Origin of the sequence: Kribbella kalugense (assembly GCF_004365875.1) — a bacterium.
GTDB lineage: Bacteria > Actinomycetota > Actinomycetes > Propionibacteriales > Kribbellaceae > Kribbella > Kribbella kalugense.
This window is the reverse complement of record NZ_SODF01000002.1, coordinates 1,646,893-1,673,662: the sequence shown is the minus strand read 5'-3', so window position 1 is coordinate 1,673,662 and position 26,770 is coordinate 1,646,893. Positions and strand designations below refer to the sequence as shown.

25 protein-coding genes and 1 tRNA gene are annotated in these 26,770 nt (G+C 69.0%); 11 read left to right on the top strand and 15 right to left on the bottom strand.

The annotated features are described in order from the left end of the window. Positions 1–20: 20 nt before the first annotated feature. The 8 genes from EV650_RS25970 to EV650_RS25935 all read left to right on the top strand — a co-directional run bounded on the left by EV650_RS25970 (position 21) and on the right by EV650_RS25935 (position 6,129). Positions 21–956: a metallophosphoesterase gene (locus EV650_RS25970; protein ID WP_134121609.1), complete on the top strand. Its 936-nt coding sequence runs from the start codon at positions 21–23 to the stop codon at positions 954–956. A 24-nt stretch (positions 957–980) separates the two neighbouring features. Further along, a tRNA-Pro gene (locus tag EV650_RS25965) sits at positions 981–1,057 on the top strand. Between the two features lie 69 nt (positions 1,058–1,126). After that, positions 1,127–2,470, top strand: coding sequence for a J domain-containing protein (locus tag EV650_RS40730; RefSeq protein WP_202874909.1), 1,344 nt, complete (start codon positions 1,127–1,129; stop codon positions 2,468–2,470). A 9-nt stretch (positions 2,471–2,479) separates the two neighbouring features. After that, positions 2,480–2,962, top strand: coding sequence for a hypothetical protein (locus tag EV650_RS25955; RefSeq protein ID WP_134121608.1), 483 nt, complete (start codon positions 2,480–2,482; stop codon positions 2,960–2,962). After that, positions 2,955–3,653 (top strand): carbohydrate-binding family 9-like protein, encoded by a 699-nt coding sequence (locus tag EV650_RS25950; protein ID WP_134121607.1) that lies wholly within the window; start codon positions 2,955–2,957, stop codon positions 3,651–3,653. Before EV650_RS25955 ends, EV650_RS25950 begins: the two co-directional genes overlap by 8 nt. Before the next feature lie 43 nt (positions 3,654–3,696). Next, positions 3,697–4,629, top strand: a complete 933-nt coding sequence (locus EV650_RS25945) for a tetratricopeptide repeat protein (protein ID WP_134121606.1) — start codon at positions 3,697–3,699, stop codon at positions 4,627–4,629. 110 nt (positions 4,630–4,739) lie between these two features. Next, positions 4,740–5,498, top strand: coding sequence for a CoA transferase subunit A (locus tag EV650_RS25940; RefSeq protein WP_134121605.1), 759 nt, complete (start codon positions 4,740–4,742; stop codon positions 5,496–5,498). A 1-nt stretch (position 5,499) separates the two neighbouring features. Beyond that, complete coding sequence (locus EV650_RS25935; RefSeq protein WP_134121604.1) at positions 5,500–6,129, top strand: CoA transferase subunit B; 630 nt, start codon at positions 5,500–5,502, stop codon at positions 6,127–6,129. Here EV650_RS25935 and EV650_RS25930 read toward each other — a convergent pair. Next, on the bottom strand, positions 6,119–7,327 hold the full coding sequence (locus tag EV650_RS25930; protein WP_134121603.1) for an alpha/beta hydrolase family protein: 1,209 nt from the start codon (positions 7,325–7,327) through the stop codon (positions 6,119–6,121). The two genes, EV650_RS25935 and EV650_RS25930, sit on opposite strands and share 11 nt — an antisense overlap. 75 nt (positions 7,328–7,402) lie before the next feature. On the opposite strand from EV650_RS25930, the gene EV650_RS25925 reads away from it, so the two are divergent. Then, a complete protein-coding gene (locus tag EV650_RS25925; protein ID WP_166678272.1) occupies positions 7,403–8,308 on the top strand; it encodes a carbohydrate kinase family protein in 906 nt (301 codons plus the stop codon). A gap of 206 nt (positions 8,309–8,514) precedes the next feature. Here EV650_RS25925 and EV650_RS25915 read toward each other — a convergent pair whose 3' ends face one another. Next, complete coding sequence (locus EV650_RS25915) at positions 8,515–9,192, bottom strand: NUDIX hydrolase (protein ID WP_134121602.1); 678 nt, start codon at positions 9,190–9,192, stop codon at positions 8,515–8,517. Between the two features lie 78 nt (positions 9,193–9,270). Between EV650_RS25915 and EV650_RS25910 the strand changes: the two genes are divergently transcribed. Together EV650_RS25910 and EV650_RS25905 are read left to right on the top strand one after the other, a co-directional pair. Further along, the gene (locus EV650_RS25910; protein WP_134121601.1) at positions 9,271–10,263 is read left to right on the top strand and encodes an SPFH domain-containing protein; all 993 of its coding nucleotides are present in this window, start codon (positions 9,271–9,273) and stop codon (positions 10,261–10,263) included. Further along, positions 10,260–11,135, top strand: a complete 876-nt coding sequence (locus EV650_RS25905) for a diacylglycerol kinase catalytic domain-containing protein (protein WP_134121600.1) — start codon at positions 10,260–10,262, stop codon at positions 11,133–11,135. The genes EV650_RS25910 and EV650_RS25905 overlap by 4 nt, the downstream gene beginning before the upstream one ends. A gap of 255 nt (positions 11,136–11,390) precedes the next feature. On the opposite strand, the gene EV650_RS25900 is transcribed toward EV650_RS25905, so the two are convergent. From EV650_RS25900 to EV650_RS25840, 13 genes are read right to left on the bottom strand one after another with little or no spacing between them, the layout of a single operon-like run. Continuing rightward, positions 11,391–12,311 carry a hypothetical protein gene (locus tag EV650_RS25900; RefSeq protein WP_134121599.1) on the bottom strand — a complete coding sequence of 307 codons (921 nt, stop codon included), beginning with the start codon at positions 12,309–12,311 and terminating at the stop codon, positions 11,391–11,393. A 57-nt stretch (positions 12,312–12,368) separates the two neighbouring features. Next, on the bottom strand, positions 12,369–13,508 hold the full coding sequence (locus EV650_RS25895; RefSeq protein ID WP_202874903.1) for a glycosyltransferase: 1,140 nt from the start codon (positions 13,506–13,508) through the stop codon (positions 12,369–12,371). Positions 13,509–13,520: 12 nt separating this feature from the next. Further along, the gene (locus EV650_RS25890; protein ID WP_134121597.1) at positions 13,521–16,166 is read right to left on the bottom strand and encodes a glycosyltransferase family 4 protein; all 2,646 of its coding nucleotides are present in this window, start codon (positions 16,164–16,166) and stop codon (positions 13,521–13,523) included. Then, positions 16,163–17,464, bottom strand: a complete 1,302-nt coding sequence (locus EV650_RS25885; RefSeq protein WP_134121596.1) for a nucleotide sugar dehydrogenase — start codon at positions 17,462–17,464, stop codon at positions 16,163–16,165. The genes EV650_RS25890 and EV650_RS25885 overlap by 4 nt, the downstream gene beginning before the upstream one ends. A 28-nt stretch (positions 17,465–17,492) precedes the next feature. After that, positions 17,493–18,698, bottom strand: a complete 1,206-nt coding sequence (locus EV650_RS25880; protein WP_134121595.1) for an acyltransferase family protein — start codon at positions 18,696–18,698, stop codon at positions 17,493–17,495. A 4-nt stretch (positions 18,699–18,702) separates the two neighbouring features. Next, positions 18,703–19,755 carry a non-hydrolyzing UDP-N-acetylglucosamine 2-epimerase gene (gene wecB, locus EV650_RS25875; RefSeq protein ID WP_134121594.1) on the bottom strand — a complete coding sequence of 351 codons (1,053 nt, stop codon included), beginning with the start codon at positions 19,753–19,755 and terminating at the stop codon, positions 18,703–18,705. A 2-nt stretch (positions 19,756–19,757) separates the two neighbouring features. After that, positions 19,758–20,759, bottom strand: a complete 1,002-nt coding sequence (locus EV650_RS25870) for a Gfo/Idh/MocA family protein (RefSeq protein ID WP_134121593.1) — start codon at positions 20,757–20,759, stop codon at positions 19,758–19,760. Between the two features lies 1 nt (position 20,760). Beyond that, the gene (locus EV650_RS25865) at positions 20,761–21,852 is read right to left on the bottom strand and encodes a DegT/DnrJ/EryC1/StrS family aminotransferase (protein ID WP_134121592.1); all 1,092 of its coding nucleotides are present in this window, start codon (positions 21,850–21,852) and stop codon (positions 20,761–20,763) included. Continuing rightward, complete coding sequence (locus EV650_RS25860) at positions 21,849–22,460, bottom strand: acyltransferase (RefSeq protein ID WP_134121591.1); 612 nt, start codon at positions 22,458–22,460, stop codon at positions 21,849–21,851. Before EV650_RS25860 ends, EV650_RS25865 begins: the two co-directional genes overlap by 4 nt. After that, positions 22,457–23,644, bottom strand: a complete 1,188-nt coding sequence (locus tag EV650_RS25855) for a hypothetical protein (RefSeq protein WP_134121590.1) — start codon at positions 23,642–23,644, stop codon at positions 22,457–22,459. Before EV650_RS25855 ends, EV650_RS25860 begins: the two co-directional genes overlap by 4 nt. Positions 23,645–23,648: 4 nt before the next feature. Then, entirely contained in the window at positions 23,649–24,359 is a 711-nt protein-coding gene (locus tag EV650_RS25850) for a hypothetical protein (RefSeq protein WP_134121589.1), read from the bottom strand. After that, entirely contained in the window at positions 24,356–25,678 is a 1,323-nt protein-coding gene (locus EV650_RS25845) for a glycosyltransferase (RefSeq protein ID WP_238174452.1), read from the bottom strand. The genes EV650_RS25850 and EV650_RS25845 overlap by 4 nt, the downstream gene beginning before the upstream one ends. Next, positions 25,675–26,769 (bottom strand): glycosyltransferase, encoded by a 1,095-nt coding sequence (locus tag EV650_RS25840; RefSeq protein WP_134121588.1) that lies wholly within the window; start codon positions 26,767–26,769, stop codon positions 25,675–25,677. Before EV650_RS25840 ends, EV650_RS25845 begins: the two co-directional genes overlap by 4 nt. Position 26,770 lies beyond the last annotated feature (1 nt).

Genomic DNA, 26,770 nt, shown 5'->3' with positions numbered 1-26,770 from the left:
GATTGTGGCAGGCTGGTGAAATGAGTATCGCCAGGACCGCCCTGAAGACTACGGGCGTCGTGGGTGCCGTAGGTGCTGCCTGCGTCGCCTACTCGGCCGCGATCGAGGTGCGCTGGTTCACACTGCGCAGAGTCACGGTGCCGGTGCTGCCGGAGGGGACCGCGCCGCTGAAGGTGCTGCACCTGTCCGACCTGCACCTGTGGCCCACCCAGGAGAAGAAGATCCGCTGGGTCAACGATCTTGCCGCGCTCGAGCCCGACATGATCGTCAACACCGGCGACAACCTCTCCCACGAGGACTCGGTTCGCCCGCTGCTCCGTGCGTACGGCGATCTGCTGGATCTGCCGGGTGTGTTCGTGTTCGGCTCCAACGACTACTGGAAGCCGCACTTCAAGAACCCGGGCAAGTACCTGCTGCCCGCCCACAAGCAGCGTCACAAGCCGCACGGTCCCGACCTGCCGTACGAGGAGATGCGCCGCGCGTTCACCGGGGCGGGCTGGACCGACCTGAACAACGCCAAGGCCACCCTCAAGGTCAACGGCCTGCACCTCGACTTCGCCGGCACCGACGACCCGCACATCAAGCGCGACCGGTACGACGAGGTTGCGGGCGAGGTGGACCCGACGGCGGACCTGTCGATCGGCGTCACGCACGCGCCGTACCAACGGGTCCTGAACGGGTTCGTCGGCGACGGCTATCCCCTGGTCCTGGCCGGTCACACGCACGGCGGTCAGCTGGCGGTGCCGTTCTACGGCGCGCTCGTGACCAATTGCGACCTGGACACGTCGCGGGTGAAAGGCCTGTCCACCTGGGGGTACGACGGCCGTCAGGCCGCCCTGCACGTGTCGGCCGGCCTCGGCACGTCGCCGTACGCGCCGGTCCGGTTCGCCTGCCGGCCGGAGGCGACTTTGCTCACCCTCGTCCCACGGATCAATCCGATTTCGTCCGGACGCTGAGCCCATGTAAGCTACTCGCGACCTCGGGCTGTGGCGCAGCTTGGTAGCGCGCTTCGTTCGGGACGAAGAGGTCGCAGGTTCAAATCCTGTCAGCCCGACCAACACTCAGGGCCAGTCACTTCGGTGGCTGGCCCTGAGTGCGTTATGAGTCGTCGCGGAGGTGCTGGGGCGTGAGCGGTTCCAACCACTACGAGGTGCTGAACGTCGATCGGACGGCGACGACCGCCGAGATCAAGAGCGCCTACCGGAAGCTGGTCCGCCAGGTGCATCCGGACCAGGGCGGCAACGCTGCGCTGTTCCGGCTCGTGCAGGAGGCGTGGACGACGCTGGGCGATCCGGCGAAGCGCACCGCGTACGACCGGGAGCTCGCCGGGCAGACCCGGACCACGCCGCCGCGGCCGGATCCCGGGTACGGCGGGAACACGACGTACACGCCGCCGCGCCAGGACCCTCCGCCTCGCGATCCGCCGCCGCGGGACCCACCGCCCCGAGACCCTCCGCCGCGCGCCGACGCGCCTCGGACCGATCCTCCACCGACTGGTCCGGCCCCGAGTGAGCCGCAAGGACCGGTGCGCGTCGTACCGCGGTTCGGGCGGTGGCGAGTGGTCTCGCTCGTGCTGCTCGTCGCGTGGCTGATCGTGGTCATCGGCCCCGTGCTGGCGGTCGCCGTCACGAGTCCGAAGAACCTTCTCTACGGCATCCCCTTGCTCTGCCTGGGCGTCGCCGGCCTGCCGCGACCTTGGCGTGCACGCGTACCGTTCGGCCGGCTGTTGAGCCGGGTCGGGGTACTGGTCGCGATCGCGTTCGTCGCGGCGCTCGTGCTCGGCAACTCGGAGCTGAACACCGCCGCGCGGGTCGTGCTGTATGTCGCGATCGGCGGCTTCGTGCTGGTCCGGCTGACGACCTGGCGCTGGTCGGTCGCGCGCGAACTGGACCAGGCGATCGACAAGCAGGCCGCGTACGACTCCAACGTCTGGGGCCGGCCGGGTGAGCCGCTGATCAACGACGGGCGGACGCCGCCGCTCGCGCCTTCGGACGTACTGCGGACCCGCCGGACCGGACGCATCCTCGAGGGTGTGCTGTCGGTGCTGCCGGCCGCGAAACTGGTCCACAATCCGCGGATCGGCGGCGTCACCATCGATCACCTGCTGATCGCGGGCTCCCGGGTCGCCGTGGTCGCGTCGATCGTCGGCCCGCCCGGCACGTACTCGATCGACGGCTACGGCTCACTCCTACGCGACGGACAGCCCTTCGGTGGCAGTCCCGCCCTGAGCACCGCGATCACCGCCTGGCAGAACTTCCTGGAAGCCGCCACGGTCCAGGGCTTCCTCGTCGTACTACCGCCGGTCGACGGTCAAGGCGGCATCGTCACGGCCGGGTCCGCCGACGTGGCCGTCACCTGCCTGGCCGGACAATCCGCGGCCGCCGACCTCACCGCCTGGCTCCAGCCCCAGGGCAACCTCCTCGACCGTCATGTCCTGTACGACGTCCTCTACGAAGCAGCCAACAGATAGCCTTCGGGAATGAGTCAGAACGACGACGACCGGATGCCAGACGATCTGGAAGCCGTTCTGGACGCAGCCGACGAGGACGAAGACCAGGAGCGCGCGGGACGGTACGACGCCCCGCCGCTGCCGCCGTGGCTGATCCTGGCGGTCGTCGGTCTGCTCTGCGGGTTCGCGACCATCGCGCTGGTGTGGCTGAGTGAACGTAGCTGCGACCGGTTCCGCGACACCACGAACTGCGGTGCCCTCGGGCTACCGCTGCTGGTGCTGATCGTGGTCGTCACGATGGTGCTCGGCGGCCTCGCGCTCAGCCGGCTCGCGATGCCGCATCCGCGCCTGATCCCGTTCCTCGGGGTCGCCTTCATGGTCGCGCTGGTGGTCGCGTTCCTGACCGGCCACTTCGACTCGCCCTGGATCCTCGCCGTCGTACCGGCGCTGACCGCCATCACCTTCCTGCTCGCCAATCTCGTCGCCCGACTGCTGGAGCGTGCCGATGTCTGACCTGCCCGTCTACGAGTGCCCGCGGACCGCCACCACGCCGAACCTCGACGGCACCCTGACCGATCCCGCCTGGGCCGACGTGCCCTGGACCACCGACTTCGTCCCGATCCACGACGGCCCGGCGCCGCGGTTCCGGACCCGGGCCAAGCTGATGTACGACGACCAGTACCTGTACGTCGGCGGCCTGCTCGAGGAGCCGCACGTCTGGTCGACGATGACCGAGAAGAACAGCAAGCTCTTCCACGAGAACAACTTCGAGCTGTTCCTGGACCCGGACGGCGACGGGCTGAACTACTACGAGTTCGAGATCAACCCGCTCGGCACGATCTGGGAGCTCACGCTGCCGAAGCCATACGTCGACGGCGGCGTCCCGATCGACCCGACGAACCTGCCCGGTCTGCGGACCGCGCTGCACGTCGACGGTACGGTCAACGACCCGTCCGACACGGACACCGCGTGGACGGTCGAGCTCGCCGTACCGTGGGCCGACCTAGCGTCGTACAACAAGGGTCGGGCTACGCCGCCCAACGCGGGTGACGAGTGGCGGATGAACCTGATGCGCTGCGAGTGGCCGCACGAAGTGGTCGACGGCGCGTACGTGAAGGGCGAGCAGCTCGAGTTCTGGGTCTGGTCCCCGCAGGGCATCGAAGACATGCACCTCCCGGACCGCTGGGGCATCCTTCGTTTCTGACCCCGTGACGCGGCGTTAACACGGGCGCGAGACAATCAGGTACGTGAACTTGGGGGGCTCCGGCGATCCACACAGTCTGGAGGCGGACCAGGTCGTCAGCGCGATCGAACGCGCGTGTGAGAGCGACCTGCGGACCGCCCTCCGGCTCGTTGCGCGTTACTCGGCGTACTGGTGGTCGCACGGGCTTCAGGACGAGGCAGCGGCGGCGGCCGAGCGGGTGCTCAGCATGCTCGGCCGGACCGTCCCGGTCGGGCTGGACGAGGAGTACCTGCTCGCCGTCATCCACGGCGCCGCGTCGGCCGAGCAGGAGCAGGTGGAGCTGGCCCAGCAGGTCGTGCTGACGACGACAGGACCATTCCGGTACTCCGTGACTGTGCTGCTGTGGTCGTTGGTGTTCGGACCGTTCGAGCCGGCCGACGTGGTCGAGGACGTGCTGGAGCGGAACGAGAGCGGTGACGCGTGGACACGTGCCGCCGTCGAGCTGTGCCGGGGCTACCCGGCTCTGACCAGGGCTACACCGGGTGACGCGGCACAGGCCCTACGTACGGCGCTGGGCCGGTTCCGGATGCTCGAGGACCGGTGGGGCATGTTCCTGGCCCTGAACGCGCTCCGTCACGTCGTCGACGAGCCGCTGGACGTCACCACGGAGGCGCTGGAGCTCGCTGAGCACCTGTGCCTCGCGGAGGAGACCGGACTGCTGCTGTGCGAGCGCGCCGAGCTCTACCGGCGGCTGGGGAAGCTGGAGGACGCCCACGCCGACTTCAGCCGGGCGCTGTCCATCGGTGAGCACGCCGACCTCGTGGAGACCGTTGCCGCGGCACGGGTCGGACTGGCACGCACGGCTCGCGTCTCGGGCAACCTCCCAGCCGCCCGCGCCCACTTGTCCGCCGTACTGGCCATCCCGCACCTGGACATCGCCCACCAAGAGGCCCTGCACGAGTTGTCGGTGCTGAACGCCTCCGAGGCCTCCGCCTAGCTCACCGGGGGTTATCCCCCGGGTCGGTTGTGGTGGTAGCCACATCGCGGTGCGGGGCGGGGCTGGTTAGAGTCGGGAGCTAATCGGGACCGACTGCAACGGAGCAGCTGATGGACAAGACTTATGGGTCGCCGCGAGAAGCGGTGGCGGACATCGGGGACGGGGCGAGTCTCGCCGTCGGGGGTTTCGGGTTGTGCGGCAATCCGATGCAGCTGATCAGCGCTCTGCACGACAAGGGCGTGAGCGGGCTGAGCGTGGTGTCGAACAACTGCGGTGTCGATGACTGGGGACTGGGGATCCTGCTCGCGGACAAGCGGATCGCCAAGATGACTTCGTCGTACGTCGGGGAGAACAAGGAGTTCGCCCGTCAGTTCCTGTCCGGGGAGCTGGAGGTCGAGCTGACTCCGCAGGGCACGCTGGCCGAGAAGCTGCGGGCCGGTGGCTGCGGGATCGCGGCGTTCTACACGTTGGCCGGTGTCGGCACGCAGGTGGCCGATGGCGGGCTGCCGCAGAAGTACCACGCCGACGGCACGGTCGCGAAGGCCTCCGACGCCAAGGAGACCCGCGAGATCAACGGCACGAAGTACGTGCTGGAGGAGTCGATCACCACCGACTTCGGTCTGGTGCACGCACTCAAGGGCGACACCCACGGAAACCTGGTCTTCGACCGCAGCGCGCGAAACTTCAACCCGCTGGCCGCGATGGCCGGCCGGGTCACGATCGCCTCGGTGGAGGAGTTGGTCCAGCCTGGTGAGCTGGACCCGGACGAGATCCACCTGCCCGGCGTCTACGTCCAGCGTGTCGTTGCCGTCGGCAAGGACATCGAGAAGCGGATCGAGAAACTCACCGTCCAGAAAACGGAGGCCTGAGATGCCACTCACCCGTGAGCAGATGGCCGCCCGCGCGGCCTCCGAGCTCGAGGACGGCTCGTACGTGAACCTCGGCATCGGCCTGCCGACCCTGGTGCCGAACTACATCCCCGACGGCGTCACCGTCGTCCTGCAGTCCGAGAACGGCATCCTCGGCGTCGGGCCGTACCCGATCGCCGGCGAGGAGGACCCGGACCTGATCAACGCCGGCAAGGAAACCGTCACCACCCTGCCCGGAGCCTCGTTCTTCGACTCCGCGCTGTCGTTCGGGATGATCCGCGGCGGCGCGATCGACGCGGCCATCCTCGGTGCCATGCAGGTGTCGGCCAAGGGTGATCTGTCGAACTGGATGATCCCCGGCAAGATGGTCAAGGGCATGGGCGGCGCGATGGACCTGGTCCACGGCGCCAAGAAGGTGATCGTGCTGATGGAGCACGTCGCCAAGGACGGCTCCCACAAGATCCTCGAGGAGTGCGATCTGCCGTACACCGGTCGCGGCGTGGTCAACCGGATCATCACCGACCTTGCGGTTCTCGACATCACCGACGACGGCCTGCAGCTGGTCGAGCTGGCCGACGGGGTTACCTTCGACGAACTCCAGGAGAAGACCGGCGCCCCGATCAAGCAATGAACTTGGTCTCCGGTAGCGCGTGGTTCCAGTCGTGCGCGCGGTGGCGGAGGTGCTGGTCGAAGAACGCCGGGATGTAGGTGCGGAGGGCGCGGAGTACGTCGCCTGCGTCCGCCGTACCGACGGTGTTCTCGATCAGCTCCGGCGGGACGGTGATGAAGCGCTGGAACCATGGGATCAGCGCCTGGTGGTCGATGAAGCTGTAGTGGCGGCCGTTCGGGAAGTTCAGGTCGCGCTTCCAGCCTGACGAGTGGTCCCAGAAGAGGCCCCACGACGGGTCGGTGCGGTGGTCGTGCGGGCCGGGGCCGATGTTGCCGGAGCCCATCAGCAGGAACGGCCGGTCGGTGCCTTGTGCGACGGTCGGGCAGTCGGAGGGGTCGTCGTACCCGTAGCCGAGTTCGCCGTCCAGGTCGATCGCGGCGCGGATCCGGTGGTCGTCGACCAGGAGGTCGATCGAGCTGAGTCCGCCGGCCGAGTGGCCGTACGCGCCGATCCGCGTGAGGTCGAAGAGGCCTCTGAGTCCGGCTGGGAGCTGTCGCTGCTCGGCGTCGGGGTTCTCGCCGCGGGCGAGGCGGGTGATGCTGTCGAGGACGAACCGGATGTCGGCGAACCGGGCAGACCGCGCGAGGAGTGCGTACGGCGTGGTCGGCAGCGTCTGTACTTCGAGCCGGCCGCCGGGGAACTCGACGCCCGCGACCTCGTAGGTGTGGTCGACCGTCACCACGACGTACCCGCGACTCGCGAGCTCGGCGACACCGATCGAGGCGAGCCCACGCGGTACGCCGAACCCCGGCGAGAAGATCACGACCGGCCGACGACCTGGGCTGACGGGCGCCAGCAGGCCCGCGTGGCTCTTGGCGCCGGCCCAGTCGATGGTCCCGAGCGGCTGTTCGAGCGCGATTGCGGCACCCTCGGCGTACACCTGGGCGGTCAGCGGCGGCAGGTACGGCGCAGGCTCGGCGGGCCGACTCGCCGGGTACCAGACGCTGATCATCAGCTCACGCGGCCGCCCGGGAACGTACGGGTCGTCGCGATCCTGGTCGACGAGATGCAGCTCGGTTGTGCCGACCGGAAACGGTCCGGTGGGTCGCGGGAAGCGGAGCGGGATTGGAGTACTCCGCGTAGTGGCCCAGGCGGATTGTGTGAGCGGAGCGACCAGCGCCGCGCCGGTTGAGGCGAGCAGAACGCGTCGGGTGAGCATGGTTCGACTGTGCCTGCCCGCAATGGGTCTGTTCAGCTTGCGAAAGACACCTGTGATCCCTGCCGAAAGTCGGGTATGACGGGACCCGTGGAGTTGGATGTGCTGGTCATTGGCGGAGTAGGGATCGACACAATCGTGCGGGTGCCAAGCCTGCCGTTGGGGGACGTCGACTCGATCGCGGTCGACCCGATCGAGTCGTACTTGGCGCACACCGGGCACGGTGTCGCGCTCGGCTGCCACCTGCTCGGGCTGAACGCCGGTCTGGTGGACGTGATCGGCGACGACCCCGAGGGCGCTCGCATCCGCCGTACGTACCAGCAACTGGGGATCCCGCTGCGCGTCACGCTGCACCCGAGCGGCACCCGGCGGTCGGTGAACCTGGTCAGCCCGGACGGCCGCCGCCTCTCGCTGTACGACGCGCGGCACCCGGCCGGACTCCGCGTCGACCCGAACCTGTGGCGACCGGTGATCCGGCAGGCCGCCCACGTCCACGTCTCGATCATGGACTTCGCCCGCGACGCCCTCGGCGACGCGATCGCCGCCGACCGCTCGATCTCCACCGACCTGCACGACTGGGACGGCCGCAACGACCACCACAAGGACTTCGCGACCGCCTCGGACATCGTCTTCGTCTCGGCCAGCGCCCTCCCGCCGGACGGCGTCGACTGGATCCTGGCCAACGGCCGCGCCGAGGTCGTGGTCGCGATGGCCGGCGCGGACGGCAGCTACCTACACGTCCGCGGCGAACCGGTCCGGCACTTCCCGGCGATCGCGTTCCCCGACCGCCCCGTCGTCGACACCAACGGCGCCGGCGACGCCTACGTCGCCGCCTTCCTGGCCCGCTACCTGGACGGCGCCCCCTGGTCCGACGCCGCCCAAGCCGGCACCATCGCCGGCACCTGGGCCTGCGGCTCCCCCGGCACCCACACCAACCTAATAACCGCCGAAGAACTAGCTATTCGAAGCAGAACCCACGGATGAAGCAGTCGCGGGGTTGGGTGACGGCGAAGAGGACGCAGTCGACTACTGATTGAGCGGTGAGCTCTGCGCCGGATTCCCAGGCGATCGATCGGGGACGGCGTGCAGGAGAACAGGACGTATCCCTCTACGTACATTGCCCTGCACGCCTGGATCGCCGGTCGAGGCAGCCGCAATGCCCGACACCTCCTGTCGACCTGCACCATTACTCAGCCGCGGGTCATTGGGGGGTGGAGGGTTGTGGCGGTGCCGCGGTGGAAGAGTTGGGCGGGGCGGCCGCCGTCTCGGGTTGTCGTGCTGCCTACGGGCTCGACGAAGTTGGTGGTTTTGGTGACCTTGCGGTGGAAGTTGCGCGGGTCGAGCGGGGTGCCCCAGACCGCTTCGTACACGCCGCGGAGTTCGGAGATGGTGAACTCCGGCGGGCAGAAGGCCGTGGCCAGCGGTGAGTACTCGAGCTTGGCGCGAGCCCGCTCCACAGCGTCGGCAAGGATCCGCTGATGGTCGAACGCCAAGCTTCCGGCATCGACGTCGGTGGTGTTGATCCAGTGGGCTGAGGCGGCGTCGGAGCCGGCGGTGGGGGCGGGGAGGTCGGGGACCAGGGCCAGGTAGGCGACGCTGACGACTCGGCCGCGGGGGTCGCGGTCGGGGGCGCCGTACGTCGCGACCTGTTCGAGGTGGATGCGGTCCGAGGACAGGCCGGTCTCCTCCGCGAGTTCGCGGCGCGCGGTCGTCTCCAGGTCCTCGTCGGGTCGGACGAATCCGCCGGGCAGCGCCCAGCGACCCTGGTACGGCGCGATGCCGCGGCGGATCAGCAGCACCTGGAGGCGACCGTCGCGGACGGTCAGGATGACCAGGTCAGTCGCCAGCCCGAGTGGTTCGAAGTCCATGACGCCTACCTTAATCGTCACCTTGACGAAAAGTCATCTCAGGTCTTATCGTCATAGTGACGACAAGGAGAGTACGAGATGGCAGACATCACCCGGTTCCGCTTCATCAGTCACCTGCGGGCCAACCCCACCACCCACGTGCGGCACCTGCGCAACGGCAAGGTCGCGCACGACGGCGCTGGCCAGGCGTTCTGGTTCCGGGCGCTGAATTCGTCGCTGAGCGAGATCCCGATCGACGACCGCGAGCAGCCGCTGCTGTTCCATGGTCGTACGCAGGACTTCCAGGACGTCGTCGTACAGGCGACGGTGACGTACCGGGTGATCGACCCGGCGCTGGCGGCTGGTCGGCTGGACTTCGGCATCGACCCGAACACCGGGCTCTGGCGGTCGACTCCGCTCGAGCAGCTCGGCGGACTGCTGACCGAGCTGGCACAGCAGACCGCGCTCGACCTGCTCGCCAGGATGTCGCTCACCGAGGCGCTCTCGGAAGGCATGGCCGCGTTGCGTGCGGCGGTCGGCACCGGGCTGCGTGAGGACCAGCGGCTGACCGGGATCGGCATCGGGGTTGAGGACGTTCGCGTGGTGGCGGTCCGGGCCGAGCGGGATGTCGAGAAGGCGCTGCAGACGCCTACTCGGGAGATGGTGCAGCAGGCTGCGGACAAGGCGACGTACGAGCGGAGGGCGATGGCGGTCGAGCGGGAGCGGTCGATTGCCGAGAACGAACTGCAGAACCAGATCGAGCTCGCACGGCGCGAGGAGCAGCTGGTCAACCAGCGCGGTCAGAACGAACGGATGCGCGCGACCGAGGCCGCCGCGGCCGGTCAGATCGAGACGCAGGCCGCTGCTGGGCGGCAGCGGGCGCTGGCCGAGGCGGAAGCGGATGCCAAGCGGGTCATCGGTGCGGCGGAGGCGGCCGCCGAGCAGGCGATGATGGAGGCGTACGCCGAGCTGGACCAGGCAACCATCCTCGCCCTGGCCATCAAGCAGGGAGCCCTACCGGACATCGGCACCCTGAACCTCACGCCGGACCTCATCACCCCACTGCTCGCGAAGTTGGCGGAGACACGATGAGTCTGCCTCCTCGGGCGGTGGTTGTGCATCGGGCGACCGAGCTGACCGAGCTTGTCGCGAGGCATGGGACTCGGCAGCAGGCTGGGTTCTTTTTGGCTGGGCGGGGGCGGGATCTGGCTGAGTTGGATGCGCGGCACCAGGCGCAACAGGACGCGCTGGCCACGGTGTCGGCGGCTATTCCGCTGGACTGGCGTCGTGCTGTTGCTGAGCGCAACGACCTGGATCGGTTCGGGTTCGGGCCGGAGGACGTGGTGATCGCGGTCGGCCAGGACGGTCTGGTCGCGAACGTGGCGAAGTACCTCGACGGTCAGCCTGTCATCGGGATCAACCCCGAGCCGGCCCGCAACCCCGGCGTACTCGTACCGCACGAGCCCGCCGCGATCACCGACCTGCTAGTCACCCGGCAGACGACCGAGCGGACGATGGTTGCCGCGAGCACCGATGACGGACAGCAACTGATCGCCTTGAACGAGGTGTACGTCGGCCACCGCACGCACCAGTCCGCGCGCTACCGACTCAGTTCGCCCGACGGCCTACCCGAGCGGCAGTCGTCGTCCGGGATCCTGGTCGGCACCGGCACCGGATCGACCGGCTGGTGCCGATCGGCCTGGCAGGAACGACGGAGTCCGCTCGCTCTGCCGTCGCCGATCGATCCGATGCTGTGCTGGTTCGTCCGCGAGGCCTGGCCGTCGCCGGCGACCGGTACCGCCAACACCGAAGGGTTGCTCAAGGCACCGGACTCGTTGACGATCACGGCCGAGTCCGACCTGGTCGTGTTCGGCGACGGGATGGAATCCGACACCTTGAGCATCAGCTGGGGTCAGCGGATCGAGATCGGAGTCGCCGCGGTCAAGTTGCACCTCGTGGTCTGAATGGTCGTGTTCCAAGCGGCGTACAGCCGACGGGCCGAGCCCCCGATCGGGCCGACCGCCGCAGCCACATCGGCCGGCCAATCCTCGGCTCCACTCACAACCAGCAGATCAGCCTGCGGTACGTCGTTCAGCGTCGCGACCGTAACCGGGTCGTCCGGCTTGATTTGGCTCAGATCCGGGACGACCTGGACCAGCTCCCACCCACGCCGCTTCGCCTCGGCCCCGGGAAGCTGTCGGCCAGCTCGGTCCCGTCGATCAGTCGCCGTTGGCGACGTCGAAGAGCGAGATCGGCGCCCAGCGGAAGTAGACCGGGTCGTCGAACGTTCCGGGGACTACGCCCCGGGACTGGATCACCGTGGACAGACCGTTCGCGTGACCGACGGCGTACAGGTTGGCGGTCTTGGTGTCCTTGTCGATCCCCATCAGCAGCGTGCCGTTCTTGCCGCACGCCATCGCCGACAGCGTCTCGAACCCCTGCCAGGTACGCGTTCGGACCGGTGTCACGATCGGCTTCATCGGCGATGCCGAGGGAATCCGGATCGTGTACAGCGCACCGCCGCGGGTGTTGGCCAGGAAGGTGTCGTACGTCGGCGTCTTCGCGATCAGCGCCATCGACTTGACCGACGCGAAGCCCAGGTACGAGCCGCTGGCCCGCAGGCCGCGGTTCACCACATTCCAGCGGAACAGGACGCCGTCGTTGCGCAGTCCGTAGAACGCGGTGCGGCTGATTCGGCCGTCCGGGTAGCTTGCGTAGTCGGCGAGCTCGATCGCGGTGAAGTTGGTCCAGCCGCCGCCGATCCGGCCGAGTCCCGGCGGGTTCTCAGGGTCGAGGCCGCCGGTCATGGTGGTGCGGTAGCCGCTGTAGTAGAGCCCGTCGCCGATGACGACGTACGCGAAGCGGTCGTCGCCTCCAGGCCCTGGCTCAGACGTCAGCCGCGAGCTGAGCCGGACCTGCCCGGGCTGGAAGACCGCGAGGCCCTGGGCGTACGGCTCAACCGTCGGCGGGATGTTCGCGATCACCGTCCGACTCGTCTGCAGACCGGTCGCCGTCACCGATCCCAGCTGGATATTGCAGACCGCTGCTGCGGTGCTCCCGGCTGCTTGTGCGTTCGTCGGTACTACCCCGGCCGCGGCAAGCGCCGCACCCCCGGCCAAAGCTGTCACCCATCGCTTCATGGCGTCCCCCTCACCCAGCTTGATGCATCGCAGCCTCGAAAGGTTGCGGACCTGGGTTCAGAGGGTTGAGTAGGCGGCGACGAGGGTGGCGGCGTCGTGTTCCCAGTTGAGCTCGGCGGCGGCCGCGCGGACTCCGTCGGTGTAGGTGCTGTAGTTCTCGATCACCGTGCGGACCGCGGTAGTCAGCGACTGCGGGTTGCCGGGCTCATACAAGCCGCCGAGCTTGTACTGCGTGACGACGGCGCGCAGCTCGGGAAGATCGGCCGCGACGACCGGTACGCCGGCGCGGACCGCATGGAAGAGCTTGTTCGGAAGGGCCAAGCGGTGGTTCTCGCAGGTGTTGGTCAGCGTCACCAGCGAGATCCCGTACGTCCGGAGCGTGTCGTCGACCTCGTCGATCGAGCGTTCCGCGACGGTCTCCACCGGGCCCAGATCCAACCGATAGTTGGGATCCACCGACCCCATCAGCACCGTCCGGAACGGCGCCAACTGCCGAGCCGCCGCGACCACAGTCGGCAGATCCCGTCCGGCCCCGATGCGACCGGCGTACAGAAGTCCCTCCGGCCGATCCGGCGCCGGCGGTACGTCGTCCGCCCGCGGGAACGTATTCCGTACGACGCGTACGTCGGCCAGTCCACGCGACCGCAACCGCTCCGCGATCCCGTCCGACACCGTGATGACGACCCGCGCCTTAGAGGCCAGCGTGACCTCGGACCGCCGCCCGCGCGCCCGCCACAACGGCGTCGGCCGCCCCGGCAGCGCCCGGTCGAACCACAGCTCGTGGGTGTCGTACACCAGCGAAGCCGACCACTTCTCGGCGTACTCCGCAGCGAGCTCCAACGTGTTGAAGTCGTGCGCATGCACCGCATCGAACGGGCCAGCGGCAGCGACTCGAGGAGCCGCCGCGGTCCGCCAATGCTTCTCGGTCCGGTTCCGGTGCTCCGGCAACAGCAGCCATCGGCCAAAGCGCTGCACCAGCACCTTCGGCCCGTTCTGACCGTGCCCGACCGCGAGACCGCCGTTCCCGGCCCGTAGACCGGAAGAGCGGGAGACCGACTCGACTGTGACGCCCGGTCCGACTTCAAAGCCGTCCGGGACATCGCGGCCGATCACGTGCAGCGTGTGGCCGGCCGCGGCCAGCGCCGTGGCCTCCCGCAGGATCCGCGAGTCCCCGGCGATCGGAGACTGCGCGATCATCAGAATCCGCACCTATTTGCCGCCGGCCTCGGTCTCGTCGGCGCTGAGCCTGGGGCCGAGCTCGTTCTTCAGGAACGGCAGCAATACCTCGACCGACCGGTGCCCGTCGTGCAGGTCCCGGACGTAGCCGGGGCCGGCGTCGGCGATCTTCCGGGCCGAGTCGCGCTCGGCGACCAGCCGCTCGATCACCTCCGACAGGTCGTCCGGCGTCGCCTCGGCAATCGGCAGATCGGTCGGCAGCAGGTCCCGGACCGGGTCCGCGATGTGGCCGACGGTGACCCGGCCGGCCGCCATCGCCTCGCAGGCGAAGACGCCGTACGAGCCGAGCAGCATCTGGTCGACGACGATGTCGGCGTCCTTCACCATCTCGGCCAGCTCCGCGTGCGGCACGCCCTGCACCCGCTGGTACGTGATCAGGCCGCGCGCTTCCAGATCGGTCAGCACCGGGTCGACGTACGCCGAGCCCTTGAGTGCACTGGCCGACGGTGCGTGCAGCACCACCGGAACCTCGCGCTCGAGCACCGGCCGGTTCGACGCGAAGCCCTCGACGTCGACCGCCAGCGGGATCCAGATGCCGTTCTCGACGAACTCCAACAGGTCCGGCGTGGTCACGTAGACCGGGCCGTCGTAGCCCTGCAGGTGCCGGCGCATGTTGTCGTTGCCGGACTGCAGCCGCTGGGTCAGCTCGTCCTCGGGGTCGCGGAACGGGGAGTACCGGTAGCGCGCCCGGTGCAGGGCCGGGTCGCGAATCTCCGAGCCGTGGAACAGCACGCCGTGCTTGATCCCGGCCTGCTCGAGGATCGGTACGTCGGTGGTCCACATCTGCCCGCGCAGCTGACCGAACATCGGCCGCCCCGCCTCGAACAGCACGTGCGTGACCTCGCGCAACGCGTACGCGGTCAGCTCGAGCTGCCAGCGCAGGTCGGTCCGGTACTGCTTGTAGGTCCCGGTGCGGTGCACCTTGAAGTCGAACATGCCGCTGCCCGTGGTCAGCGATTCGACCTTGACGTCCGGCACCTCGCGCTCGACCGCGGTCGCCCACAGCCAGGCCTGCCCGGCACTGTTGACCGGACCGATCAGCAGATGCGGCTGCTTCTTCTCGACCGGCCCGCCCGGGCGGACGACCTCCAGCTGACGCCCGGTGAGCTCGCCGTACAGAGCGCGCAGGTTGGCCGCCTGGCCGGACCAGGACACCTCCTGCTGGTACACCGGGTCCACGACCCGCTCGCGGTAGCTGTCCAGGTCCGCGAGCACCGTGCGTACCTTGGCCGCGAGGTCCGCGGTGTCCTCGGCCGTGAAGACCTCGCCGATCCCGGTCCGGTCGACGAACTCCTTCATGCTCGGCATGTCGCTCACTACTACCGGCAGACCGGCGAAGGCGTACTCGAACAGCTTGTTCGGCAGCGCCATCTCGTGACTCGGGTAGCGCAGGATCGGGATCAGGCCGACGTCGGCGGTCCGCAGGAACGCGACCACCTCGTCCGGCTTCACCGGCTCCAGGCAGTGCAGCCGGTTGTCGACGCCTAGCTGGATCGCCTGCGTCTGCAGGGCACGGACCGCGTCGGTCGCGACACCCGGCACACAGACGACAGCCAGGTGCACATCGGGCAGGTCGACCAGCGCCTGTACTGCGGTGTGAACGCCACGCGCCCGCGTCACGCCACCGCTGTAAACCAGCAGCGGTACGTCGGGAGCCAGACCGATCTGACTGCGGATGTCGGACACCTCGACCGACACGTCAGCAGGGTTCGGCGTGTTCATCACCACGGTCGGCTTCAGCTTGAGCTTGTGCTCGGCCTGCAGCCGGGACGCGATCGCCGGGCTGACGGTGACCACCCGGTCAACGTCACCGATGTACTCGCGCTCGTGGTTGGCCCAGGCCGCGATCGAGCGCCGGGTACGCGCGCCGTACTGCGACAGGCCGGCAACGTACTCGTGCGCGTCGTAAACGACCTTCAGCGTGCGGCCGCGCAGCTTCGCGCGGCCGGCGGCGCGGGTCGCGACACCGATCACGTGCATGTCGTGGGCGTGCACGACGTCCGGCTCGAGGCGGTCGATCAGGTCGCCGAACGCGACCTCCAGGTCCAGCGCCTCGGGGTGCAGCTTGCGCCACGGCGCCGGCCACGGCAGCCGGTGCAGCACACCGTCGTACGCGCGCCAGCTGAACTTGAACGGCGCGTCGGCCTTGTTGCCGACACCCTTGCGAACCCATGCCGCCCGCTCGGCGGCCTTCCAGCGCGCCCGCCGGACCAGCCGGGTGGCGACGCCGGCCTTGAACTTGAGCGGATTTCCCTGGCCCGCCTTGGCCCGCGCGATCGCGTGCCCGGAGTCGGCCTTGAGCTCCTTCAGCTCGGCCGCGACCCGCTCGCTCCGCGCCACATAGGTCGCGCGGTACCTGTAACCCACCAGCGGCGGCCGCCAGTTCCGGCGCGCCGTGCGGCTTCGTTTCCGTTCCTCACGCAGTGCGAAGGGCACCGCCACCCGGACGATCAGCGCACCGTCGAGCATCTCCCTCGACGGCAGGCCGCTGGCCGAGACACCGAGCACAGTTACCTCTGCTCCGGTCTCGGCCAGTGCTGCGGCCTCCTTGCGGACCCTACTGTCGTTGGTGACGTCATTGGCGACCATCATCACGACCCGAAGGTCGGCAGTTGTCACTGGCTGACCGACCTTCCGATCACAATCCGACGCACGCCGGCCCAGCGAGCCGGGTCGGTGCGGTCGCGACCGTCGACGAGCACCTTCACGCCCGGCAGCTCGGCCGGGGTCAGCTGCGCGTACTCCGCGTGGTCCGCCTGCAGCACCGCCGCGTCGACCGGAGTACCCAGCGTGTACGGCGTGAAGCCGAGACCCTGGAGCTCCTCGTCGGTGTACAGCGGGTCGTGCACGGACACCTCGGCGCCGCGCGCCTTCAGCGCCTCGACGGCCGGGAAGACTCCGGAGAACGCCGTCTCCTTCACCCCACCACGGTACGCCGCGCCGAGCACGACCACCTTCGCGCCCTTCAGGTCGCCGAAGGCGCCCTCGAGCAGGCCGATGGTGTAGTCGGGCATGGCGGCGTTCGCCTCGCGGGCGGCCCGGACAACGGTTGCCTCCGGGTCGGTCCACAGGTACAGCCGCGGGTAGACCGGGATGCAGTGCCCGCCGACCGCGATACCGGGCCGGTGGATGTGGCTGTACGGCTGCGAGTTCGACGCCTCGATCACGGCGTGTACGTCGATACCGTTCTGGCCGGCGAACCGGGCGAACTGGTTCGCCAGGCCGATGTTCACGTCGCGGTACGTCGTCTCGGCCAGCTTCGCCAGCTCGGACGCCTCGGCCGAACCGAGGTCCCAGACGCCGTTCGCGCGCGGCAGGTCGGGACGCTCGTCGAAGTCCAGCACCGCCTCGTAGAAGGCGATGGCACGCTTGGCGCCCTCCTCGGACAGACCGCCGACCAGCTTCGGGTACTTGCGCAGGTCCGCGAAGACGCGGCCGGTGAGCACCCGCTCCGGCGAGAACACCAGGTGGAAGTCGGTGCCCTCGGTCAGACCGGAGATCTCCTCGATCATCGGCTTCCACCGGTTCCGGGTGGTGCCGACCGGCAGGGTGGTCTCGTAGCTGACCAGGGTGCCAGGGCTGAGGTGCTCGGACAGCGAGCGGGTCGCGCTCTCCATCCAGCCGAACTCGGGCTCGCCGGTCTTCTCGTCCACGAACAGCGGCACGACCACGACGACCGCGTCGCTGTTCGGGATCGCGTCCGCGTAGTCCGTGGTCGCCCGCAGGCGGCCGTCGGCCACGGTCTCGGCGAGCAGCTCCTGCAGGTGGGCCTCACCCGGGAACGGCTCCTGACCGGCGTTCACCAGGTCGACGAACTTCTGGTTGATGTCGACGCCGACGACCTGATGGCCCTTGGCCGCGAACTGGACCGCCAACGGCAGTCCGATCTTGCCTAAGGCAACAACACTGACACGCACAGGTTCTCCACTAGGTAGTGATTCTTCTTCATCGGGGGCCTCGGAGCTTCCGTTCCAGCGGGTGCTCGACGAACTTGTAGAGCACGCCTGCGGCGAAGATCGAGATGACCAGCACACCGGCGTACCAGGTCAGGTTGGACCAGCCGATCGGGCCGGCCACGCCATGCTGCTCCTTGATCGCGTACAGGATGGTGGCGTGCGTCAGGTAGAAGGCGTACGACCACTGGCCGAGCGCGACCATCGGCTTGCTGCGCAGGAACGACCGGCCGCCGCGGATGTCCCGGGCCGCCACCGCGAGGATCAGGAAGCCATACAGGAACGTGAGGATTTCCTTCTGGCACAGGCCCATCGTGACCGCGCCGGGGAAGTTGGCCGGGTGTGAACCGGAGTACCAGAGCACGTACAGGCCGCCGCCGGTGACCAGGAACGCGAACCACACCGGGATCCGCGGCTTCCAGCCGGACCGCAGCGCGATCGCCAGGCCGATACCGAACAGGAACGCCACCGAGTGCAGCACCGGCTGCGGCAGGATCGGTACGACGTCCTTGTAGTGGAACAACGCCAGCCGGTACGCCCCGCCGACCACGATCACCGAAACGCACAGGATCAGGCCGCCGGCCGTCTTCAGCCGCTGCGTGGCCCGCCAGACGAACGGGAAGTACGCGTAGAAGAACGCCTCGACCGACAGCGTCCAGCCGGCCGGGTTACCGCCGTACAGGATGGTCGGGTTGTTCGACCAGCCGTGCAGCAGGAACGCCGACAGCACCAGCACGCCGATCGAGATCGGCTTGATCCAGGACATCCCGGCCGGCGGGTCGACCCGGTAGAAGACGAAGAACGCCGCGATCAGGGTGAGGAAGTACAGCGGGAAGATCCGGGCGAACCGGCGCCGGTAGAACGTCCGGATCTTGGTGCCCTTCTGGGCCGACCAGGTGAGCACGAAACCGGACAGCACGAAGAAGAACGTGACGCCGGAGGTGCCGTACTTCAGGAAGTCGAAGATCGGCAGCGGCGCCAGGTTGGTCATGTGATGGCAGAACACGAAGAAGGCCGCCCACCAGCGAAGGCCGGTGAGCGACTCGACTCGTGGCAGCCGTCCCGCGGCGCGGGCCGGCGGTGCGCCGGACTCGCCCGGGAAGGCACTGACAGGCGCGCCGGGCGGTGGGGTCCCGACATCGGTCGACCCAGCTACTTCCTGGGTCGACGTCTGGTTCTCTTCGGCGGCCTTCGTCATGTAGTTACTCCGCGAGAGTGGAGACGACACGCTCCGCAGCGTGTCCGTCCCCGTAGGGCATTGGGCGGTCCCCCGAGGGAGCCGGCCGTGCGGCCAACTCCGGCAGCTTACTCACGTCGGATGTCAGAACGTTCCATCCGCCCTCCAACGTCTCGACCCATTCGGTCTCGGTGCGCAGCGTCGTGCACACCCGGCCGAGCAGGAAGGCCTCCTTCTGGAGACCGCCGGAGTCGGTCACCACGCCGGCCGAACCGAGGACGGCCGCGACCATCTCCGGGTACGCCAGCGGCTCCCGGACGTGCAGCGAACCGTCCGGACGCTCCAGCTTGATGCCGTGCTCGGCGCACTTCGCGACCAGGCGCGGGTGGGCGAGCAGCAGCACCGGAGTACCGGTCGCGCCGAGACCGTCGACGATCGCGGCCAGCCGGGCCGGGTCGTCGGTGTTCTCGGCCCGGTGAATGGTCGAGACGACGTACTCGCCGCGGTTGAACGGCAGGTCCAGCTGCTTGTCCTGGACCGCGTCGCGGACCCGGAAGCAGACATCGGTCATCACGTCGCCGACCAGCCGCGACCTGTCCTTCAGGCCCTCGTTCGCGAGGTGGCCCATCGCCACCTCGGTCGGGGCCAGCAGGAGATCCGCGGCGTGGTCCGTGAGTACCCGGTTGTGCTCTTCCGGCATCAGCCGGTTGAACGAGCGCAGCCCGGCCTCCAGGTGCGCCACCGGCAGGTGCATCTTGACTGCCGACAGCGTCCCGGCGAGCGTCGAGTTGGTGTCGCCGTAGACCAGCACCCAGTCCGGCTTGTGCTCGTCCAGTACCGCGTCCATCGCGGCCAGCATCGCGCCGGTCTGGACCCCGTGGCTGCCGGACCCGACGCCCAGGTGGACGTCCGGGGCCGGGATGCGCAGGTCGGCGAAGAACACATCGGACATGTTCTTGTCGTAGTGCTGCCCGGTGTGCACGATCACGTGCTGGTGCTCGGTGGCGGCAAAGGCCTCCGCCACCGGAGCCAGCTTCACGAATTGCGGCCGTGCGCCGACGACACTCAGAACCTTCATGACTACAGGGACTCCCCGACGATGGTGACGGTGCGTGCCTCGGCGGCCGACTGGAGCACGGCCTCGGCCACCTTGACGGTGGTCAGACCCTGCTGCAGCGTGACGATGTCGGCCTCCTTGCCGAGCACCGCGTCGCGGAACGACTCGTGCTCGGTGCGCAGCGGCTCCGGCTTGCTGATCGCGTACCGGACCATGTCGCCCTCGCTGACACCGCGGAAGTGCGCGACGTCGTCCCACGCCGTGACGACGGTGCCGTTCGCGTGGAAGGTCAGGTCGGCGGTCAGGGTGTCGGCGATGAAGGCGCCCTTCTCACCGGTGACGACGGTGAGCCGCTCCTTCATCGGGGACAGCCAGTTGACCAGATGGCTGGTGACAGTGCCGTCGGCCAGCTTGCCGGTGACGGCGATCAGGTCCTCGTACTGCCGGCCCGACTTGTGCGCGCTCTGCGCGGCCACCGTGACGAACGGCGACTGCGTCACCCACGCGGTCAGGTCGATGTCGTGCGTAGCCAGGTCGAGGACGACGCCGACGTCGGCGATCCGGGCCGGGAACGGGCCCTGACGACGGGTCGTGATCTGGTAGATGTCGCCCAGCTCGCCGGCCTCGAGGCGGACCCGCAGCGCCTGCAGGGCCGGGTTGTACCGCTCGATGTGACCGACCGCGCCGACCAGACCGGCCGCCTCGAACGCCTTCGCGATCTCGGTCGCCTCGGCCGAGGAGCCGGCCAGCGGCTTCTCGATCATCGCGTGTACGCCGGCCTCGGCCAGCGACTTCGCGATCTCGGCGTGGTACTGCGTCGGTACGGCGACCATGCAGTAGTCGAGCTTCTCGGCGATCAGCTGCTCGATCGTCTCGTGCACCGGACGACCGCTGGCCACGCCGAACTTGTCACCGCCCGGGTCCGCGACCGCGACCAGGTCGACGCCGTCGAGGGAGGCCAGCACGCGAGCGTGGTGCCGTCCCATCATGCCCAGGCCGATCAGGCCCGCACGCAGGTTCGCCATCTCACGCACCAGCCTTCGACACGGTGTTGACCGCGGCCACGATCCGGTTCAGGTCGTCCTCGGACAGCGAGGGGTGGACCGGCAGCGAGAGCACCTCGGCCGCGGCCTTCTCGGTCTCCGGCAGGTCCAGCTCACGCTTGAACGACGGGAGCCGGTGGTTCGGGATCGGGTAGTAGACGCCGCAGCCGACGCCGTACTCGGTCCGCAGCGCGTTGGCGAAGCCGTCGCGGTCCTCGGTCACCCGGATCGTGTACTGGTGGTACACGTGGCTCGCCTCGGCGGCCACGGCCGGGATGCCGACACCGGCCAGGTTCGCGTCCAGGAAGGCCGCGTTCTCCTGCCGCTGCTTGGTCCAGCCGCCGACCTTGGTCAGCTGCACGCGACCGATGGCGGCGTGCAGGTCGGTCATCCGGTTGTTCAGGCCGACGACCTCGTTCTCGTACTGCTTGAGCATGCCCTGGTTGCGGAACAGCCGCATCCGGCGCTCGAGGTCGGCGTTCGCGACCGAGTTCATGCCGCCCTCACCGGACGTCATGTTCTTGGTCGGGTACAGGCTGAACATCGCGAACTCGCCGAAGGTGCCGACCGGGGCACCGTTCCAGGTCGCGCCGTGCGCCTGCGCGGCGTCCTCGTAGATCTGGATGCCGTGCTTGTCAGCAATGGCCTGCAGGGCGGTCATGTTGGCCGGGTGACCGAACAGGTGCACCGGCATGACGGCCTTGGTCTTCTCGGTGATCGCGGCCTCGACCGCGACCGGGTCCAGGCAGAAGTACGTCGGCTCGATGTCGACGAACACCGGGGTCGCGCCGGTCAGCGCGACGCTGTTCGCGGTCGCGGCGAAGGTGAAGGACGGGACGATGACCTCGTCACCCGGTCCGACGCCCGCGGCCAGCAGGCCGAGGTGGAGACCCGACGTGCCCGAGTTCGTCGCGACGCACGCACGGCCGGAGACCAGCGCTGCGCCGAACTCCTGCTCGAACGCCGCCACCTCAGGACCCTGGGCGAGCATGCCGGACTGCATGACACGGTCGACAGCCTCGCGCTCCTCCTTCCCGATGATCGGCTTCGCGGCCGGAATCGGCTGCACCATCAGTTCTCCTCCGTTGCTTCACCGGCCGGCCGCAGCCGTCCGTCGGTTTCGATGTACATCTCGCCCGTGTTCGGGCACTTCCACTCGCCGTTCCCGACGTCGAGCAGCGGGACCCCCGCCTTGCCGACCCATTTGAGCCGACGAGCCGGAACCCCGGCGACCAGCGCGAAGTCTGGCACGTCCTTGGTGACCACCGCACCGGCGGCGACGGTCGCCCAGCGTCCGATCGTGACCGGGGCGACACAGACGCTGCGCGCACCGAGCGAGCAGCCTTCCTTCATCGTCACCCCGACCGGTTCCCAGTCGTGCCCGCTCTTCGGCGAACCGTCCGGGTTCACCGCGCGCGGGAAGTAGTCGTTGGTCAGTACTACGGCCGGGCCGATGAACACGCCGTCCTCGAGGGACGCGGGCTCGTACACCAGCGCGTAGTTCTGGATCTTGCAGTTGTCGCCCATCCGGACCCCGGTCCCGACGTAGGCGCCACGGCCGACGATGCAGTTCTTGCCGAGGACCGCTTTCTCGCGGATCTGGGCCAGGTGCCAGACCGACGAACCGTCGCCGATCTCGGCGCTGTCGTCGACGTCGGCGGACGGCGCGATGCGGGACGTCACAGGGTCTCCTTCGAAATGAGCCAGTTCTTGAGTACTTCGGCCGAGCGGCGTCCGTCGTGCAGCTCCGTGACGAAACCGGGGCCTGCGGCCGCCCGCTCGGCGGCGGCGCCACGTTCGGCGATCAGGCCGGTGACGACGTCACCCAGGGTGTCGGGATCCGCCTCCACGATCGGCACCTCTCGCCCGGCCAGACTACGCACCCGCTGGCGCACCGCGTCACCGACGTACGAAACGACGATCCGCCCGGCCGCGAGTGCTTCCGCGGCCGCCACGCCGTACAGGCCGATCCGGAGTTGGTCGACAACGATGTCTGCGTCGCCGATGACCGCCGGCATGCCGGCGTGCGGTACGCCGGTGATCCGCCGGTACTCGATCTGGCCGGTGTCGTGCAGCCGGGTGAGGACAGCGTCGATCTCCTCGGTGCCCTTGAGTTTCGCGTTCGACGGAACGTGCGCGACGACGGGCTTGTCCTGGCTGAACAGCGGCCGGGCGGCCTGCTGCCAGGGCGCCGGATCGATCGCAACCGGGAGCCACTTGGCATCCGGTACGTCGTCCAGCAGGTCAACGGTGGACACGAACACCGGCAGTCCGAGCGACTCGACCAGCTCGGCGTGCAGGCGGGCCTGCTGCTCCAGGCGCTCGGTCAGCTCGTCACCCGGGGTGAACGGCGACCAGCGCTCGCGCTTCGCGTGCCGGCTGGGCAGGCGAATGTCGGAGCCGTGGAAAACCAGTGCGACGTCGATGCCCTTGTCGACCATCGCCGCGATGTCAGCGCCCGCGTCCGGATAACCGCGGGCACCGAAGATCGGTCGCAACGACTCGACCATCACATGCGTGCAGTTGGTCAGGATGTACCGCTCCTGCGCACGCTGCCAGCGAGGCTGGCCGAACCAGGCCAGCGGTACGCCGTAGTCCTCGGCGAACTCGAACCGGCCCTTGCGGTGCATCGTGAACGAGACGGCGTCGACGCCTTCGACGGTCTTGGCGGCCCGAGCCCAGGCATGGCCCTGACCGGCGGAGTTGGTCGGACCGACCAGCATCCGCACCGGCGTCGTCGCGACCGGCGGGAACGCCGGCAGCTGCGCGAACGAGTACCGCAAGCCACGCAGGCGCCGCCGGACCGCTCCCGCGGTCCGGGCCAATGGCGCCGGCAGGTGCTCGCGAATCGAACGCGTCACCGTCATCGTTTCACCCATTACCTACAGGGGCCTTCAGCTGGTCGAACTCGCGGCGGGCGGCCGGCAGCCCGAGCACCACCGGGGTGCTCGCCTTCTGCTGGCCGAGGTTCCAGCCGGCCCAGATCGCACCCGCATCCAGCGCCACGACCACGTCGGCCTTGTCGATGGTCGCCAGTACGTCGCGGCGGCTGAGCACGCGCTCCCAGTACGTCTTCCCGAGATCGCTGGACGCCCGCTGGCCGCGCAGGAACTTCACCGGCGCCGAGGTCTTGATTGCCTTGGGCAACATCCGCCCGGCGATCTTGCGGGCCTTACGAGCCCGCCACTCGACCGCCTTGACGACGCGCTTCGCACCAGTGGGCCGAGGCTTCGGCGCAGGCTTCGGTGCGGGCGCGGCTTCAGCAACCTGCGCGGCAGCCGGGGCGACCTCCGCCTCGTCCGCAACGACGGTTTCTGGGTCGGCGACAGCCTCTGGCGCGATGACGGCGTCCGGGGCCTCATCCGACGGCTCCACCACCGGCTCGGGCTCAGGGGCCGGCTGTGCCGGCATCCGGCCGGGGCCGATCAGCGTGAACGAGTTGACCTTGTCGGCCACCCACGCGGACGGAGCTACCCAGCCGACCACGTCGATCGTGATGTTCGGGTCACCAAGATCCTCACGGACCTGGTCGAAGTACGTCGGGGGAAGCCGCCGCGTGGACAGCAGTACGACGGTGTTCATGCCGCGACCTCCTTCACAGACGCAGCCAGCGACTCGATCCGCGGATCCAGCTGCAGATCACGCCGGTACGACGCACCGAACTCGCGGGCCTTCGCCCGGATGCCCTCGTCCGCGGTCCGGGCCGCGTGCGCCGCCTCGATCAGCGCGGCCGCGATCGCCTCCGGAGTCACCTCCGACACCGGGAACCAGAGGGGATGACCCCGCAGTACGTCGGAGGCCGCGTTCTCCGGGTCGTGCACCGACACGACCGGCAACCCGGTCGCCAGGTACTCGAACACCTTGCCGCTGGTCACGTACCGGCCCTTGCCCAGCATCAGCAGCTGGGCGTCGAACTCGTCGTACGCCTTGGCGATCTCCGCCTTGCCGACCGGGCCCTCGTAGCTGACCCCGGCCTCTGCCGCGCTGTTGATCGTCGCGAGCATGTCCGCCCGCGGCTGTGCGTAGTACCCGAGGTAGCCGTGGATCTTGGCCTTCGCGCCGGCCATCTCCTCGGACTGCTCCCTGGCCAGCTTCCAGCCCTCGACGAAGTCGGCCAGCGGCACCTTCGGCGACACGGTCCCGACGTACCCGAAGACCAGCGGCCGGTCGGTGACGGCGCCGCGGTCGGCGGTGTCCGGGACCAGGTCCGGGTCGAAACCGTTCGCGACCGTGTGCATCCGCGACGCCTGGGCCGGGTAGAGCTTCTCGTGCCACTCCTTGATCGGGTCGTTCACGAACCAGACCTCGCGAGCGGACTCGACCAGCTTCTTCTCCCACTTGGCCGCGCGGCTGTTCGGCTCGTGCAGCCGGTCACCGGTGAACACGTCCAGCAGCCACGCGTCGCGGTAGTCCATCACGTACGGCACCTGGAACTTCTTGTGCAGGTGGTACGCCGCGGTGAACGCGACATGTGGGTTCGCGGTGGCGACGGTCAGGTCGACCTTGTTGGCCTTGTGGATCTGCTCCGCGGCCTTCTCGATCACCGAGCGCCAGGGCCCGTACCCGGTTTCCGGGAACGGGATCTGGTCCTGCTTGGTGCGCCACTTGCTCCACAGCTTCGGGTTCTGCGCCCGGCGCTTGGACCACTTGCGCAGGTCGGCTTCCAGGATCGGCCACTCGAACGGGACCCGGACGACCTCGACGGACGGGTCGACCCGCTCCTCGAGAGTCAGGTCCGCACCGGTGAACCGGAAGAACGTGTCGCGGTCGGCCGTCAGCACGGTCACCTTCCAGCCGAGCGCGGCGAACCGGTTGGCCGTGGCCAGTGCCCGGTAGACACCGCCGCCTCGGCAGGGCGGAAAGCCCCAGGCGACGTACAACAGATGTGGGCGGTCGGTCATGCACTTCCCTTTAGCAAATTGAGAATCGCGTCGGCCAGGTCGTCGTACGGCGTGTTAGTCGGCAGGTGCTCCGCCGCCCACTGCAGCGCGTGGTCGTGCAACTTCTCCAGCTCACCGGGGTCCGCGGACCAGCGGCGCAGGGTCTCGGCGGCCTCCGCCACCGAGTCCACCAGGACTCCGCCACCGGACTCCTCGATCACCCGGGTCTGCCGGGGCAGCCGGGTGGACAGCACGGGAAGACCGCTGGCGAGGTACTCGTAGATCTTGGACGGCATCGCCTCGATGAACGCAGGCGTCGGCTGCAGCATGGCCAGGCTCGCCCAGGCACCCTGTGCGATCCGCCAGGCGTCCGCAGGTGGCTGGCGCCCGTGCAGCCGGACCCGGCCGGCCAGATCGGGCTCGGCGATCCGGGCCTCGAGCCGGTCCCGGTCCGACGGCGCGACCGGGCCGACCAGGTCGAGAGACCACTCCGGCGCACTGGCGACGGTCTCGACCATGTCGAAGAGTCCACGGCTGACCCGGAGATCACCGACGTACACAGCACGCGGCGCACCCTCAGGCGGTGACGGGGCCAGGAAGCCGTGGTCGGGAAGGTTCTGCACCACGAGGCGGTGTTTCGCCTCGTGCGGTGCCAGGTGCGAGTCGGCGACCACGGTCAGGTCGGCGCCGGCGGCCAGCTTCGACCCGGCGCGGACGATCAGCCGGGCCGGCAGACCGGCCGGACCTTTGGCCCAGGCACGGTCGGCAAGCAACCGCTCGTAGTCCTCGTGGACGTCGACGACCAGCTTGCGGCGCCGGATGGCCGTGACGAGGCGGGCGACCGGGATCATGTCCGGGTCGACCGTCATCACCACCTTGGCCTTGGTCCGCCACGGCAGTACGACGCTGCGGGCCAGCCGCTGCACCAGGTTGCCGCGCGGCCCGGCGTGCACGACCGCGCCCGCGGGACCGCCGTCAGCATCACCGAGACCCCACAGCTCGACCCGGAGGTCGCGGTGCTGCAGGGCCGCGGTGATCTTGTGCAGGCGCGCGTCGGCGACGTCGTGACCGGTCGTGATGATCCCCACGTCCGGCGCCGTGCTGCGTGACATT

What these genes read in the sequence shown, in the direction of transcription:
- EV650_RS25970 (WP_134121609.1), top strand. Translation starts at nt 21, where the DNA reads ATGAGTATCGCCAGGACCGCCCTGAAGACTACGGGCGTCGTGGGTGCC.
- EV650_RS25955 (WP_134121608.1), top strand. Translation starts at nt 2,480, where the DNA reads ATGAGTCAGAACGACGACGACCGGATGCCAGACGATCTGGAAGCCGTT.
- EV650_RS25950 (WP_134121607.1), top strand. Translation starts at nt 2,955, where the DNA reads ATGTCTGACCTGCCCGTCTACGAGTGCCCGCGGACCGCCACCACGCCG.
- EV650_RS25940 (WP_134121605.1), top strand. Translation starts at nt 4,740, where the DNA reads ATGGACAAGACTTATGGGTCGCCGCGAGAAGCGGTGGCGGACATCGGG.
- EV650_RS25935 (WP_134121604.1), top strand. Translation starts at nt 5,500, where the DNA reads ATGCCACTCACCCGTGAGCAGATGGCCGCCCGCGCGGCCTCCGAGCTC.
- EV650_RS25930 (WP_134121603.1), bottom strand. Translation starts at nt 7,327, where the DNA reads ATGCTCACCCGACGCGTTCTGCTCGCCTCAACCGGCGCGGCGCTGGTC.
- EV650_RS25925 (WP_166678272.1), top strand. Translation starts at nt 7,403, where the DNA reads ATGACGGGACCCGTGGAGTTGGATGTGCTGGTCATTGGCGGAGTAGGG.
- EV650_RS25915 (WP_134121602.1), bottom strand. Translation starts at nt 9,192, where the DNA reads ATGGACTTCGAACCACTCGGGCTGGCGACTGACCTGGTCATCCTGACC.
- EV650_RS25910 (WP_134121601.1), top strand. Translation starts at nt 9,271, where the DNA reads ATGGCAGACATCACCCGGTTCCGCTTCATCAGTCACCTGCGGGCCAAC.
- EV650_RS25905 (WP_134121600.1), top strand. Translation starts at nt 10,260, where the DNA reads ATGAGTCTGCCTCCTCGGGCGGTGGTTGTGCATCGGGCGACCGAGCTG.
- EV650_RS25900 (WP_134121599.1), bottom strand. Translation starts at nt 12,311, where the DNA reads ATGAAGCGATGGGTGACAGCTTTGGCCGGGGGTGCGGCGCTTGCCGCG.
- EV650_RS25895 (WP_202874903.1), bottom strand. Translation starts at nt 13,508, where the DNA reads ATGATCGCGCAGTCTCCGATCGCCGGGGACTCGCGGATCCTGCGGGAG.
- EV650_RS25880 (WP_134121595.1), bottom strand. Translation starts at nt 18,698, where the DNA reads ATGACGAAGGCCGCCGAAGAGAACCAGACGTCGACCCAGGAAGTAGCT.
- wecB (WP_134121594.1), bottom strand. Translation starts at nt 19,755, where the DNA reads ATGAAGGTTCTGAGTGTCGTCGGCGCACGGCCGCAATTCGTGAAGCTG.
- EV650_RS25870 (WP_134121593.1), bottom strand. Translation starts at nt 20,759, where the DNA reads ATGGCGAACCTGCGTGCGGGCCTGATCGGCCTGGGCATGATGGGACGG.
- EV650_RS25855 (WP_134121590.1), bottom strand. Translation starts at nt 23,644, where the DNA reads ATGACGGTGACGCGTTCGATTCGCGAGCACCTGCCGGCGCCATTGGCC.
- EV650_RS25850 (WP_134121589.1), bottom strand. Translation starts at nt 24,359, where the DNA reads ATGAACACCGTCGTACTGCTGTCCACGCGGCGGCTTCCCCCGACGTAC.
- EV650_RS25845 (WP_238174452.1), bottom strand. Translation starts at nt 25,678, where the DNA reads ATGACCGACCGCCCACATCTGTTGTACGTCGCCTGGGGCTTTCCGCCC.
- EV650_RS25840 (WP_134121588.1), bottom strand. Translation starts at nt 26,769, where the DNA reads ATGTCACGCAGCACGGCGCCGGACGTGGGGATCATCACGACCGGTCAC.